Consider the following 13,796-nt stretch of genomic DNA (forward strand, 5'->3'; position numbering starts at 1 on the left):
ATTTTTTTAATGTGCTGAAATGTACATTAAGGCAAATCCAATGACAAACCATAATGCCCCAAGCACTGCTGTTGTACGACGCATAACAGCTTCAAATCCACGCGACTTACGTTCTGCGAACAAATCTCCTGCGCCACCTGATAATGCTGATAATGCATCTTGTTGTTTACTTGGTTGCATCATAACTGTCATAATAAGCAAAAAGCCTACAACAATTAGAGCAATAGTAAGTAGTTTTTCCACAGTTATATCCTCTATTAAATCGTTAACATTTATTATAGCAAATTTTACGCTAAATCGCCAATTTTGGCAAAATGTTATTAGTTTCCCAATGCCAAACTAAACATTAGAATACCACCAGCAATAGCTACATTCAAACTTTCAGCCTGTCCCTGAATAGGAATGTATAAGTTGGCTGTTGTTTTTTCTGCTAAATCAGCTGACATGCCTTGTCCCTCATTACCAACAATTAAACCAAATTGTGTGCTTGGTTCAACATCGCGATATGATTTTGCTTTTTCATTTAATTGTGAACCATAAACTGGAAGATTATTAGTTGCCAAGGCAGCAACCCACTCGCTTAAGTCTCCATTCAAGACTTCTAAATGGAATTGAGATCCTTGCATAGCACGTACAACTTTGGGAGCAAATGCATCAGCTGTGCCAGCACCTAAAACAACACCTTTAAAACCTGCTGCGTCTGCTGTTCGCACTAATGTGCCAACATTTCCAGGGTCTTGAATCTTATCTAACAACAACCATGCACCATCGTGAACATAGCTGGGATCAAATGTCTTTTCAGGTAAACTAATCTCTGCAAAAATACCTTGTGGAGTATTCGTACCAGCAATATGTTTGGCAACTTCTTCACTGATTTCAAAAGCCGGAACACCATGAGGCACATTTGGGAGATAGTCAGCCATTTGTTTTTCTGTAGCCATTATTGCATGGAATTTTGCACCAGCCTTAACCGCCTCTTCAACTAAATGCAAGCCATCGAGCAAATAAGTATGATTCTCTTGACGACCTTTCTTTGTTGCAAGTTTTGCCCATGCTTTCACACGTGCATTTTGATTTGAAATAATTCTTTCCATGTGTATTTCTTTCTGTTCTTTCTAAGAACTGACAAAAGTACGTCAAAAAATTGACGTACTTACTTCGACCGCTGTTGCTTCCCAGCATTGCGATTCTTTTTGTTTTGATTTTTTACAACGTTTGGCGCATCAGTAACTTTTGTGTTTCCTGCATTGGCATTTGGTACTTTAATATCCTCTGCCATTAAATCATCAGCAGTCTTTTGAATTTTAAATTCAGCTGTAACGCGTTTTTCTAAACCAGGACGTTGATAGTGTTGAATTAATGTCTGGATTAAAGCAAATATACCGCCGATAACGAAGTATAGGCCAATAGCACCACTTGCAATCATAGCAAAAACAAAAATCATTACAGGACTAACAAACATCATTGCAGCTGATGTCTTACGTTGTTCCTCAGGCATATGTTGCATCATTAACCAAGCCTGAATTAGATAAATAATACCGGCAACGATGGCAAAAACTAATTGTGGTTTCCCAAGGTCAAATCCTAAGAAGGATGCACCCTGCAAAGCTGGTGCATGCAAAATAGCAGAATATAATCCTGAGAAAATAGGCAATTGCATTGCCATTGTCAAAAATGAAATGCCACCAATAACACTGACATCATTTTCTCGATATAATGACATCATCGCCATACTAGCTTTTTGTTGTTCTTCTGTCGTAGCTGCCTTACGAGATAAAGTTTGTAATTTATCAATTTCCGGCTTCAACTTCTGCATTTTAATTTGATTGACAGTTGTATTAACTTGTTGATTCAAGAAAAATGGTAACAAAATCAAGCGGAAAATTGCAGTTATAACGATAATTGCCCACCCAATACCGTTTACACCACCGATAAAATGAGCGATATTAGTCATTAATTCAGCCAATGGCTGACCAATCCAACGATACATTCTACTGTGTTGATTATAACCACCAGTAAGCAAAATAATATCAAAAATAACAAACGCAAACGTCAGAACGCGTTTTAATTGTTTCATAATCAGGGTTTCTCCTTGAAAATCATGTTAAAAAAGTTGCGCACAATTACAAGATACTATTATAGCAAGAATTACCCACGAATAGCAAAGTCATTTGTTTCAAACAATGGAATATTTGTTGTGATAACTTTGTCAACGCGACTATAAAAGCCTGGCCCCTTCTCGAGCATCGACAAAAAATCTATTAAATCACTTTGTGAACCTTGAGCTTGTATTTTAACAGAACCGTCTGTTTGGTTACTTACCCAACCAACAATATTGTGTTGCTGTGCAGTTCGTTGTGCAAACCACCGAAAACCAACACCTTGTACTAAACCAAAAACATCAACTTCAATTGCTTTCATTTTTTTCCTCAACGTACAAAGGTAAATATACTGTGAAAATTGACCCTGAGCCTTCTGCACTTTCTAATGCAATTGTACCACCATAAGCCTCTACCAAACGTTGAGCAATACTTAGTCCCAGCCCAGTTCCCCCTTTGGCTCGTGATCTCGCCTTATCAACGCGATAAAAACGATCAAAGACACGTTTTGCATCTTCCGGTTTCAACCCTTCACCGAAGTCTTGTACGCCAATTTCAACACGATTTGCGGTCTGTGACAAGGCAAAATGAATTTCATGACGATCTAGAGAATACTTTACAGCATTGTCAGCTAGAATAATTAGAATTTGTTCCATATGATCTTGACGAATCTTAACCCTTGCCTTCGTTGATAAATCATCATCTAGGGTAAAAGAAAAGTCAGGATGTATCATTTTAAAGTTGTCATAAACACGATGCATTGTACCGCCAACATCAGTAATTTCTTTCACGTTGTCAACTGGAATTTGCTCAGCACGTGTTAAATTGAGCATTTCGTTAATCAGTGTCTCCATTCGTTGTACTTCTGCCAGAGAGGATTTGATTGAATCTTCCAAGACCTCTGGATCATCTTTACCCCAGCGATTCAGAAGTTCCATGTGGCCTTTCACGATTGTTACCGGCGTACGGAGTTCATGGGAAACATCTGAAACAAATTGCTGTTGCGCACTGATTAATGCTTGTAGACGGTCAATTGTGCGATTTAAAATACGTGTTAAATCAGAAAACTCATCATTTGCACCAACTTCACTGGCACGTACTTCTGTCATCGGATCATCTTCAAAAGCTTCAATGGTGGTTTCAATTAATCGGACTGGTCGTAAAATTACTTTAGTTAAGATAAGTGCAAATATGAATATTGCCAAACCACCGAAAGCAATAATAACCCACAACCAAAAAATAACTTCATTCGGCAGTGCACCATAGTGATGCTTTATCAACCCAGAAAGCAATAAAGCAAATACTATAAATATAACAAAAAAGCCGGACGCCATTCCAAGTGCTAACTGCCAGCGCAGTGAGAATCGGCGTACAGCTTTTTTAGTTGTTTCTTTTTCATTATTGTCCATAATTAATTAGAATTAGCTGCGCATCACGTAGCCAGTACCACGTACCGTTTGGATATATGATGCCTTACTTTCAGGATCATCAATCTTATTACGCAAGTAACGAATATACACATCAACAACATTCGTTTCTACTTCAGAATCAAAACCCCAAACTTCTTTCAATAATTGCTCACGAGATTGAACCACATTAATATTTTCTACTAATGTTAATAGCAAGTCGTATTCACGCTTTGTCAAATTAATAATTTGATCATCGCGACGTGCAATACGATTTTCCTTTTCAATACGGAGGTCTTTGAAGTTAATAATTGAACGATGCTTATCGTTTGTTTCAGTCTCAATTGCAATACGGCGCAAAAGCGAACGAATACGAGCCAATAATTCTTCAATTGCAAATGGCTTTACCAAATAATCATCAGCGCCATAATCCAATCCAGAAACACGATCAATCACTGAATCACGAGCAGTCATCATAATGATTGGTGTTTTTTTAACTTCACGCAATCGACGTGCAACTTCTAAACCGTTTAGTTCAGGCAACATCAAATCGAGCAAAATAACATCGTAATCATTTTCTAATGCTAAATCTAGCCCAGAACGACCATCATTCACCGTTTCAGCTTCATATCCTTCATGTTTAAGCTCAAGACCAACAAACTTTGCCAAGTTTTCTTCATCTTCAACAATCAATACTTTACTCATTTTTTGTCCTCAATGTTTTAAATCGGCAGAAGCCGAGTCTATTTGTATTACTTCCCTTTATTTTAGAGCATTTGTTTAACTCTTGCAAGTGTTTTCTCATTCTTTGAAAAAATCGTCTAATTTTGACAATCGAGGGTCAATTTTGGGTTCGTCTTCTATCATTTTCTCATTTTCATAAGCTTCTTGACTGATAACATGCCAATCTTTTCCGGAGGGCAAATTATCGCCGGTCTCTTCCTCAGGCGTTAAAATCTGTAAAGGCAAAGTTGCTATAACATTATCCAAAATAGCATCGTCCACATTTAAGGAATCATTCTCAAGTACAAAAACAGCCTCGGTTTCTTCAAAATCCTTGAGACGACTCTCATCTTCAATGTATAATTCAGAAAATGCTAAATTAATTGGCACAACCACGGGGTCTAATGACCGTGAAGATGGTACTGTGATATTTCCTAGAACATTCACGTCTAAAGTGATATCATCATTATCTAAATAGTTAATGCTCCCCGTAACTTCAAGGGGTGATAACGCTAAGACAGTTTCTGAAAAACGACTTTTAGCTTGTTCCTCCAAATTCAAAGTTTCTTCGATAATTAACGGACTTTGACGGTATTTTAATAATTGATTTTTTGCATATTTCATACTATTTCTCCCAATATAATGGCATTCGTGTCACATCTTGTGTCGGCGCACCTTCATTTGCCAGTAATTGCCACACTTTACCAGCTTTATAATCTAAGCGCAGATTACTTTTAGCCAAACTTGAATCAACTTTACTGATAAGGGGCAATGTTACTTGTTTTTTAATTTCATTTAAGTATTGCTGCCCCGTTGAAGTAAATCCTAGAATACGCAAGTATGGGTCCTGCATAGCTGCTTGCATCTGGTCTACCTTAATATTAAGCAAAGTATATAATAATGTACGCTGTATTCGAGTAAACGTATAACGTTTAGATTTGGTCGATTTAATAAAGCTTTGATAGCTTTGTGGACCAGAATCATTTAGAGCTGTTTTAGCAAAACGATGCTCCAACCCTTCGGCCATTTGATAAATTTGACCTAGCTGACCAACTGTATCTGTTGTTAACCGGTACTTCAGCATTGACCAGAAATTACTTTCGAAATCAATAGTATTGGCAGCGGTAGCCAATGCTACTTTGGTCGCTTCAGGCACCACATTTTTGATTTTTTCAGTTTTTCCCTTGTGTAAAGCTAAACGAATAGATGACGCTGAGGCAATCGATTGTTCGTCTGTAAAGTTGGCATCATGATAATTTGCTTCAGCGCGTTGAATAGGTATAATGCCAATGTTAGCCTGCTGGTTTAGAATAGCACTAGCATAACCAAGCGCTAGAATATCATTAGGCTCTTCCAGTTTAAAGCTAGTTTCAGCCTCTAATTGTTTAGCATACGCACTAGCAAAGGTTTGCGTATGATTCTTAAATTCTTGTCCTTCTGCAATAGTTGGTGCTTGTTTAGCTATGGATAGAAAATCAACCTCTGGATGCTCACTGCCAAATACAATATTATCGACACCAAGAGCGGATAATAATTGAATCGCTCCATCAGCAAAAATATGACTTGGTTGCACTGCAAAAAAAGTGGGTAACTCAATGACTAAATCCACACCATTTTCCAAAGCCATTTGTGTTCTTTGCCATTTGTCAAATAAGGCTGGTTCACCACGTTGCACAAAGTTACCAGACATAACGGCCACAACTACATCCGCACCAGTTAATTTCTTGGCTTGTTGAATATGATAAATATGCCCATTATGAAATGGATTATATTCCGTTATTATTCCGACTGCTTGCATTATTTCACCGCCCTAAAAAACCAACGTTCTGTGTTTTCATCAATATTATTTTGTCCAAAGTTCGCAAAAACTTCAATATTATGAAAACCAGCACTTCTTAAGGTTTCTTGATATGTCTTTAAATCATAGGTTTGCTCATGATGAATTTCGCGCATAATCTTAAAAGCGTCAATTGCCTCATCATACACAAAAAACTTTAAGTCATGGTCAACACTATTCTCTTGCTCACCAGGATAACTAGTCCACATAAAAATGTTTTCATCGTCGTCATCATTATTGTAGTAATAATTATCGTACAGCACGTTAACCTGGTAAGGTGTTATCACATCAAATAAAAATTGTCCGCCAACCGCTAAATGGTCATACACTTGTTGAATAGCTAATTTAAAATCAGATAAATTTGGTAAATAATTTAAAGCATCTGCAAAACTAACAATGATAGGGTATTCCTTTTTCCAATCAGAAAAGTCACGCATGTCAGCTTGCAACAAAAATAAGTCAACGTTTGCATCATTAGCATGCTTTTGTGCCAATGACAGCATTTCAGGTGCCAAGTCTAGCACATCAACAGTGTAGCCAAGCTGTGCTAATAAAACTGCTAATCGTCCAGCACCCCCACCTAAATCCATAATAGATGTAGCTTTACTATTTTTTGTCACGAAATCAACCCACTCTTGATATAATTCTGAATCAAACAGTTGGTCATATTTTTCCGCAAATGTAGAGTAATTGTTATTTATTTCATTATTCATAATTTTAATTTTAACATGGTGTCGGTCTGAACGGTTATATTATTGTTCTTACAAACTAAAAAATCGAGACAGTGGCCTCGATTTTGCTTAATTTTCTGTTAATAGATTATCAAGATTAACATAGGGGGCATCATTCCACAAACGTTCTAGGTTGTAAAAATCGCGACCTTCTGTCGAGAATATGTGGACGATAACATTCCCTAAGTCCATAAGAACCCATTCCCCTGCTTGGAATCCTTCCATAAAGCGAACCGATCCGCCCGCTTCTTGTATTTTATCTTTAACTTCCGTAGCAATAGCTTGCACCTGTCGTGTAGACGCAGCGTCTGCAATGACGAAGTAATCTGCCATTAAGCTCACTTTGCGCATATCAAGTGCAACAATATTATTTGCTTTCTTATTATCAACTGCCTCCACGGCAGTATTTAAAGTATCTTGTACATTTAATGCTGTTGTTGTCATATTTTATTTTTCTTTCTTAACCCAATAATTATACGTTTCAAGTGATTTAGGATAAATTGGTGTTTCTTTGTGAATCAAACGTGCTAAGGTATGAACGATTTGATATTTAATGCCTTGCGCTAAACTTTGGTCAGTAATCGTACGGGCTTCCTCTACCCCTTTGAAATCACGACCTAATTCTAAATAATCTGCCATAAATATAACTTGTGACAACTTATTCATACTAGCGCCCGCACCTGTTGTGTGCTGACGGACAGCAGTTAATATATCTTCATCAACAATTCCTAGCTCGTTACGGATCATTTCCGCCCCGACAATACCATGCCAGACATAATTTCCCCAGTTAATCAAATCTGGATCCATATGCTGGGCTTCAATAACCTTTAAAAAATCATTATCTGATCGCTCTTTGGCATAATCATGGACCAAAGCAGCAACTTCTGCCTTGTCAACATCAACATCATTGGCCTTGGCCAATTTCACTGCATAGTCTCGTACACGCAAAACATGCTGGTAACGATAATCAGATAATTTTTCGGAAATTTTTGCTTCTAAATCAGTAATTGTACCATTAAAATACTTAGTCATATATGCCTCTATACAAATCGTACTCTCGAATAAATAGTGCTTCACGTTCTGGCACCAAATAATTAATACTCTGATTCATACGAATTCGCGTCCGTACTTCTGAAGCGCTGACGCTAATGTTTGGAACATCAAACCATAGCACGGGATAATCGGACGTTGTCTCTTGTCCAGAATGGACACCTGCAGCAAACGTAACAATTTGACTTAACTCATCAATATGATCCCAAGTGGGTAACTTTCTCACTGTATTTGCACCCATGATAAAATAATATTCATTTTCTGGATGCGTATCCACAAGTTCTTTCATTGATTGGTAAGTATGAGATTCACCGCCATTACGGATTTCCAATAATTCAAGTTCAAAAAAAGGATTATCCAAAATTGCCATGTGAACCAATTGCATTCGATAAGACGGTTCAATTGCGCTAGCATGAGTAGCATCAACCGGCTGTGCATTAGGCATCCAATAAACTTTTTCAAGTCCAAGCTGTTTCCCAACACATTCTGCTAAAACCAACTGCCCAACGTGCGGTGGATTAAAGGTACCACCAAAAATTCCAATACGATGTTTGGTCTCACTTGGTTCTAGTTCTAATTGATGTTTTAGTGCAGTTGTTGATGTTCCAATCATAGCCATCTCCTCAGATTTTTGCTAGATCTAATGAAATCTTCTTATATTTGTCTTCTTTTGCTGGTAAATACAAAACAACCGTACGACCAATTGTCTGTGCAACCGTAATATCTGAATGTGCTTCAATAAAATCAGCAACTTCTTTTGCTGTTTCGTCAGCACTTTGCTGCAAACTAATTTTGACTAGCTCTCTTTTAGCCAGTGCCAGAACAATTTCATCAACCCAATTCTGAGTCAATCCATTTTTCCCAACTGAAAAAATTGGCGATAACGTGTTTGCTTGTGAACGTAAATAACGTTTTTGTTTTCCTGTTAATTGCATTAAATCATTGCCTTTCGAATGAGGACGCTGACGCCCTTTGGTGCCCAACCAGCTACTTTTATACCAGCCGGTACGCTAATCCAACCTAAACCTGAAAAGACAATGTCACTGTCTTCAGTAATGCTGAATTCGTGTTTGATTAGATTTTGTAGCTGACTTGGTGCTGGTACTAGCAGCCCACCTGCATGCTGTTCATAAAAATCATCCGCACCGATAAGCTTCGTACGGTGCAAATTCAAGTTATTTTCAAAATAAGCCGTTATGGCACTACGCGCACCACTGATAAAATCAAAACGTGCCAGACCGCCAATGAAAATTGTTTGTTCTGGATTTAATTGATACGTCCGTGGCTTAATTTCATTTTTTGGTAGTGCAAACTTTAAGTCCTTATCGGTTAGCACATGAGCCATCTGATCGCGCTTAATAATTCCTGGTGTGTCAATTAGTTGCTGACCATCTTCCAATGGAATTTCAATGCGATCAAGTGTGGTCCCTGGAAATCTCGATGTAGTAATCAAATTTTGAATACCTGTGCGAGACTTGATAATTTGATTGATTAATGTTGATTTACCAACGTTGGTAACCCCAACGACGAAGACATCACGTCCGTCACGGAAATTATCGATGGTATCCAATAAGTCGTCTAAATTTTTGGGACGGGTTGCAGACGTCAAGAAGACGTCGACGGGTTGAATACCTTGTGCCTTCAATTCAGTGCGCAGCCAATTTTTCAAACGATTCTTATTTAATAGCTTAGGTAATAAATCAACCTTGTTAGCTACTACTAAAATTGGATTATCTTTTCCAACAAAGCGAGGTAATCCAGAAATTGCAGAACCAGTTACATCAAACACATCAATAACATAAACAATCAATGCCTTGGTATCTGAAATTTGATGAAGCAAGTTGGCAAAATCATCATCAGTAAGTTCTACTGGCTGAATTTCGTTATAGTGACGTAAACGAAAACAACGTTGACAAAATAATTCTTCACTGCTAATGGATTTTTTGAGGGCGCTCATTGGCAAGTAACCTATTTTGTCTTTATCTTCGACTTGCATCAAAGCGCCACAGCCAATGCAGCGCAATCCTTCATTTAATTGTTCTTGAACATATTCATCAGTAATTTCAGTTGTCACGTAACGTTTTCTCCCATTTTAAGTGTGGATGTGCTTGAAACACAATTTTTTTGACATATTTCTCAATCCGACGATTTAACCATGTTTGCCACATGTCTGACTCAATTAAGCGTTGTACAAGTACACTACGTACGCCAGCACTATGCGCTGCCCAGACATCAGTCAACAGTTGGTCTCCCACCATAATGACTTCTTGTCGCTTTAAATGATGCGTGCGCAATACATGCAAGATACCTCGCGGCAATGGTTTTAACGACCATGAAACAAATTTGACATCAAGTGGTTTAACTGCTTTTTCGACGCGTTTCGTAGTATTATTAGAAACCACAATTAATTCAATACCACCATCCCGTAAATCTTGTAACCACTGCTTTAATTCAGGCGTTCCATCTGGGTTGTTCCACGCTAACAATGTATTATCTAAATCCGCGAGTACGGTTTTAATACCACGCGCTTTCAAATCTTCAACAGTTAAATCGTAAATTCGTTCAACCATATATGTTGGTGTAAAGTGTTCTAAGCGCATTATGTCCCATCGTCCGTTTATTTTATTCTTTTCCCATTATAACAAAAAAACACGTATATCGTGTTACGTGTTTGACTAATACCAATTATTAACTTGCCAATGAGCAATAGCATTAGCAACAGTTCCATAGCGAGCAGAGATATACTTCTGCATTGCTTCTAACTGGACTGCATAATTACCATGATAATCTTTTCCTGGAACATATTGCGCGTAGTAATTTTCAGACAGCTGACCAATACCATAGTATGCACCGTTTTGAGCATTGACGTTTCCGCCACTTTCATGTTGGATTAACCATTGTATGTCTGATGATGCAACCGGTGTTTCTGTTACGGTTGTATTCTGTGTTGACTGATTACTTTCTGCAACGACCTGTGTTGGTTGCGTCTCATTCACTGTAGCAGCTGTTTTTGACACTTCGGCAGTCGTTGTTGCAGAAGATACACTGGTTACTTGCGCTATATCTGCAGCTTTTTCTTGTGCTTCACTTGGTTGTAAATTCGCTTTAACTTCATTTTTCTCACTAGAAGTTACTACTCTTTTAGGTATTGCTTCAACTTTAGTAAGCTTAACATCCGTAAATGATGAAATGGCAGAACTAACTGCTTTGACATTCACGGTTTGATTCATACTGGCGGCTTCAGCAGGCTGGTTTTCTGTTTCAAGTTGCGTTCCCAAAACAACTAAAGATAAACCAGTTAATAGGGCACTTATTATTATTATTCTCTTCATCATGTAATCCATTGTGCCGCCAAAATATTACGTAAATATTACAAATGGTGATAAAAACGTGGTCTAAAAATACTTAATATACAAAACTTTGATAAGCGTTTAACTAAATGTGTAATATTTAGTAATGTGGTAACCAATTAGTTACCACAATCAGTGCAATCATTATTAAATACATTGACCAACCCCATACAATGTGACCCAAAAATTCAGAGAAATGTTCTGAAAACGGTTGTTTTAAAGCGGATGGAATGGTTTTCGTAGCTGGTAAAATAATAATATGGAAAATGATCCAAATCACAATACCATACACGCTACCTTGTCCAAACGTAACAATAGGGAAATATTGATCAAGCAAAACTAACAATACACCGAAGGCAATCGAAAAAGAAAAGTGCATGATTAGCGCTACATAGTGCACTTTTTGATCAGTAGCATAATAAAAATAGGCGTGCGTCCATTTTCGTGGTATACCCATTTGTTGCAGCAACCGCTGTGGCGGATTAGTTTCATCACGTTCTTGTGTTCTTGGTGGTAAAATCGCTTCCCAGCCGATTTTAACCATTCCAGAAATAACCCCTGCAATCGTTCCAATTACAACGACAGCCAACAAAAATTTCAACATAAATTTCTCCCTTACCAACTAAAATATTTCACTTTTTATACTACACGTTATTTTTATATTACAAAAGAGCAACACTCATAAGAAGGTCGCTCTTTTGTTCAAACTATTAAGCATTAACCACTGTGAAACGCTTTTTTTCCGAACTTGGTTTAATAATTTCTGACACAATTGCTTTGGCCATCGTACCACTATTTGTAACGGATTCGTTATCTTCACCAAAAAGCAGATAGTCTGTTCCTAACTTATATTGGGTTGCTTCGCCTGCTTGGAAAGTAATACCAGGTGATACACCAGTCCAATTGACATTATCAATATTTCGTAAAAAGTCTAGTTCCTTTTTCTGATTATCTGGTATTGATACCCAAGAAGCAGCATCTGGCAATTTTTTTAAATCCTCTAATAGTAAATGGTTGTCTTCCCCAGTCATCAAGCTGCCTGCACCTAAAATAAAGATTAAACGTGGAACAGTTGTTTCTCGGAACAGTCCAATAAGATAGGCTGCTAAATCAATATGTCGATATGCCAGCGCAGGAGCTGTAGCAAATGCATTAATAATTACATCAAACTGCAACAATTCTTCTTTAGTCAATGCAAACGCATCTTTTTCCAAGACTTTTGCGTCCTGACCAAGTGTTTTATGCGCTTTGACAGTAGATCTTACAATCGCGGTAACATCAAATCCCTGATCGAAAGCTTCTTGATATACTGCAGAGCCAGCCATACCTGTTGCGCCAATAACACCAATTTTAATTGCCATGTTTGCCTTCTTTCTTAATACTAATTACTTAAAGATCTTAAAGCGTGCATCATCCGTCATGTATTCTTTAGTACCTGCTGGTGCTTCAATTGATCCAAATGGCATCTGACCACGTAAGTTCCATGATTCAGGTATATCAAATGCTGTATGTACGTCGTCATCTATCAAAGGATTATAGTGTTGCAGGCTGGCACCAATGTCATTTGCTGCCAAGGCTTGCCAAACATTAATCTGGGCCATACCATTTGCTTGATCAGCCCAAATTGGAAAGTTTTCCGCATATAAAGAAAGCTGTTCTTGATATTGCTGAACAATATCATCATCCGTGAAGAACAGGATTGTTCCAACGCCCGCCTTGAAACTATCAACTTTTTGACGAGTTGCTTTGTAACTTTCTTCATCAGGAACTTCTGACTTTAATCTTTCGGCAACTATTTCCCATAATTTATCAGATGATTCACCAAATAAAATCGCAGCTCTGACCGTTTGGTTGTTAAAAGAGCTTGGTGATTCTTTAATTGCTGACTGAATTAATTGGGCAATGTCCTCATTGTTATCAGCTACATTCTTGCCTAATGCATAAATCGATCGCCTTTTCTTAATTGTTTCAATATAATCTTGATTAACCATGTGTGACACCTCTTTCATTTTGTAGTATACTTTTAATTATAGACTGTAACAATATTTGTTACAGGTAAATCATACTACGGATAATGAAAATTTGTCAAGAAAAAAGTATCGAAAAGATACTAGAAAGTGAACATAACCATGAAATACTCTACTAAGTTAAGCGATGCTATACATATTCTAACTTATATCGTCATTAATCAAGGCACTGACCTGTCAAGCACACAAATTGCTAAGAGTGTTAACTCTAACCCCGTGGTTATTCGACGGATTATGTCACAGCTCAAAAATGATGGTTGTTTATTATCTAGTAATGGACGTGCAGATCCAAAATTAGCTCGTCCAGCCGACACAATTAGTTTATTAGATATTTATCGCGCTGTGGAGGAAGACACCTCATTTCTCAAAATTGACACCAAAACAAATCAAAATTGTAATGTTGGTAGTCACATTCAGACAACTTTGGATAAATACTATAATCAAGTACAAGAAGCTGCCGAAAAAGAAATGAATAAAATTAAATTAGCCGATATCATCAAGGAAATTCAAATAGACAATTAAATCAAAAAGCCAAAGGTCAAAAGGACCTTTGGCTTTTCACTATATATACAG

General features: G+C 37.5%; 20 protein-coding genes. 1 reads left to right on the forward strand and 19 read right to left on the reverse strand.

The features are described 5' to 3' along the window. Positions 1-6: 6 nt before the first annotated feature. From secG to HFP47_RS07225, 19 genes are all read right to left on the reverse strand, one after another. The gene (gene secG / locus HFP47_RS07135; RefSeq protein WP_002815749.1) at positions 7-243 is read right to left on the reverse strand and encodes a preprotein translocase subunit SecG; all 237 of its coding nucleotides are present in this window, start codon (positions 241-243) and stop codon (positions 7-9) included. Between the two features lie 77 nt (positions 244-320). Beyond that, positions 321-1,094: an RNA methyltransferase gene (locus HFP47_RS07140; protein WP_042251446.1), complete on the reverse strand. Its 774-nt coding sequence runs from the start codon at positions 1,092-1,094 to the stop codon at positions 321-323. 59 nt (positions 1,095-1,153) lie between these two features. Further along, on the reverse strand, positions 1,154-2,077 hold the full coding sequence (yidC, locus tag HFP47_RS07145; RefSeq protein ID WP_025268448.1) for a membrane protein insertase YidC: 924 nt from the start codon (positions 2,075-2,077) through the stop codon (positions 1,154-1,156). A gap of 71 nt (positions 2,078-2,148) precedes the next feature. Continuing rightward, positions 2,149-2,421, reverse strand: a complete 273-nt coding sequence (locus HFP47_RS07150; RefSeq protein ID WP_042251442.1) for an acylphosphatase — start codon at positions 2,419-2,421, stop codon at positions 2,149-2,151. Continuing rightward, positions 2,408-3,508 carry a cell wall metabolism sensor histidine kinase WalK gene (locus tag HFP47_RS07155; RefSeq protein WP_011680335.1) on the reverse strand — a complete coding sequence of 367 codons (1,101 nt, stop codon included), beginning with the start codon at positions 3,506-3,508 and terminating at the stop codon, positions 2,408-2,410. Before HFP47_RS07155 ends, HFP47_RS07150 begins: the two co-directional genes overlap by 14 nt. Positions 3,509-3,520: 12 nt before the next feature. After that, a complete protein-coding gene (locus HFP47_RS07160) occupies positions 3,521-4,210 on the reverse strand; it encodes a response regulator transcription factor (RefSeq protein ID WP_011680336.1) in 690 nt (229 codons plus the stop codon). A gap of 96 nt (positions 4,211-4,306) precedes the next feature. Next, positions 4,307-4,852, reverse strand: coding sequence for a DUF177 domain-containing protein (locus HFP47_RS07165; RefSeq protein ID WP_042251436.1), 546 nt, complete (start codon positions 4,850-4,852; stop codon positions 4,307-4,309). Between the two features lies 1 nt (position 4,853). Then, positions 4,854-6,026, reverse strand: coding sequence for a nucleotidyltransferase (locus HFP47_RS07170; RefSeq protein ID WP_025268451.1), 1,173 nt, complete (start codon positions 6,024-6,026; stop codon positions 4,854-4,856). After that, positions 6,026-6,778 carry a class I SAM-dependent methyltransferase gene (locus HFP47_RS07175; protein WP_179876276.1) on the reverse strand — a complete coding sequence of 251 codons (753 nt, stop codon included), beginning with the start codon at positions 6,776-6,778 and terminating at the stop codon, positions 6,026-6,028. The genes HFP47_RS07170 and HFP47_RS07175 overlap by 1 nt, the downstream gene beginning before the upstream one ends. Positions 6,779-6,865: 87 nt before the next feature. Continuing rightward, positions 6,866-7,240 (reverse strand): ribosome silencing factor, encoded by a 375-nt coding sequence (gene rsfS, locus HFP47_RS07180; RefSeq protein ID WP_179876277.1) that lies wholly within the window; start codon positions 7,238-7,240, stop codon positions 6,866-6,868. Positions 7,241-7,243: 3 nt separating this feature from the next. After that, positions 7,244-7,828, reverse strand: a complete 585-nt coding sequence (yqeK, locus tag HFP47_RS07185) for a bis(5'-nucleosyl)-tetraphosphatase (symmetrical) YqeK (RefSeq protein WP_050884267.1) — start codon at positions 7,826-7,828, stop codon at positions 7,244-7,246. Then, complete coding sequence (locus tag HFP47_RS07190; protein WP_179876278.1) at positions 7,821-8,459, reverse strand: nicotinate-nucleotide adenylyltransferase; 639 nt, start codon at positions 8,457-8,459, stop codon at positions 7,821-7,823. The genes yqeK and HFP47_RS07190 overlap by 8 nt, the downstream gene beginning before the upstream one ends. A gap of 10 nt (positions 8,460-8,469) precedes the next feature. Further along, positions 8,470-8,781 (reverse strand): ribosome assembly RNA-binding protein YhbY, encoded by a 312-nt coding sequence (yhbY, locus tag HFP47_RS07195; RefSeq protein WP_002815764.1) that lies wholly within the window; start codon positions 8,779-8,781, stop codon positions 8,470-8,472. Beyond that, positions 8,781-9,920, reverse strand: a complete 1,140-nt coding sequence (gene yqeH / locus HFP47_RS07200; RefSeq protein WP_011680343.1) for a ribosome biogenesis GTPase YqeH — start codon at positions 9,918-9,920, stop codon at positions 8,781-8,783. The genes yhbY and yqeH overlap by 1 nt, the downstream gene beginning before the upstream one ends. Continuing rightward, positions 9,910-10,446, reverse strand: coding sequence for a YqeG family HAD IIIA-type phosphatase (locus HFP47_RS07205; protein WP_011680344.1), 537 nt, complete (start codon positions 10,444-10,446; stop codon positions 9,910-9,912). The genes yqeH and HFP47_RS07205 overlap by 11 nt, the downstream gene beginning before the upstream one ends. A gap of 75 nt (positions 10,447-10,521) precedes the next feature. Beyond that, on the reverse strand, positions 10,522-11,190 hold the full coding sequence (locus HFP47_RS07210; RefSeq protein WP_179876279.1) for a peptidoglycan-binding protein: 669 nt from the start codon (positions 11,188-11,190) through the stop codon (positions 10,522-10,524). Between the two features lie 106 nt (positions 11,191-11,296). Next, entirely contained in the window at positions 11,297-11,800 is a 504-nt protein-coding gene (locus HFP47_RS07215) for a DUF1440 domain-containing protein (RefSeq protein WP_025268456.1), read from the reverse strand. 106 nt (positions 11,801-11,906) lie between these two features. Beyond that, a complete protein-coding gene (locus tag HFP47_RS07220; RefSeq protein WP_010283757.1) occupies positions 11,907-12,557 on the reverse strand; it encodes an NAD(P)-dependent oxidoreductase in 651 nt (216 codons plus the stop codon). A gap of 24 nt (positions 12,558-12,581) precedes the next feature. After that, complete coding sequence (locus HFP47_RS07225) at positions 12,582-13,187, reverse strand: nitroreductase family protein (RefSeq protein ID WP_011680346.1); 606 nt, start codon at positions 13,185-13,187, stop codon at positions 12,582-12,584. A gap of 138 nt (positions 13,188-13,325) precedes the next feature. Between HFP47_RS07225 and HFP47_RS07230 the strand changes: the two genes are divergently transcribed. Next, positions 13,326-13,745 (forward strand): Rrf2 family transcriptional regulator, encoded by a 420-nt coding sequence (locus tag HFP47_RS07230; protein ID WP_011680347.1) that lies wholly within the window; start codon positions 13,326-13,328, stop codon positions 13,743-13,745. Positions 13,746-13,796 lie beyond the last annotated feature (51 nt).

Source organism: Leuconostoc sp. DB-1 (assembly GCF_013414845.1).
Classification (GTDB): domain Bacteria; phylum Bacillota; class Bacilli; order Lactobacillales; family Lactobacillaceae; genus Leuconostoc; species Leuconostoc mesenteroides.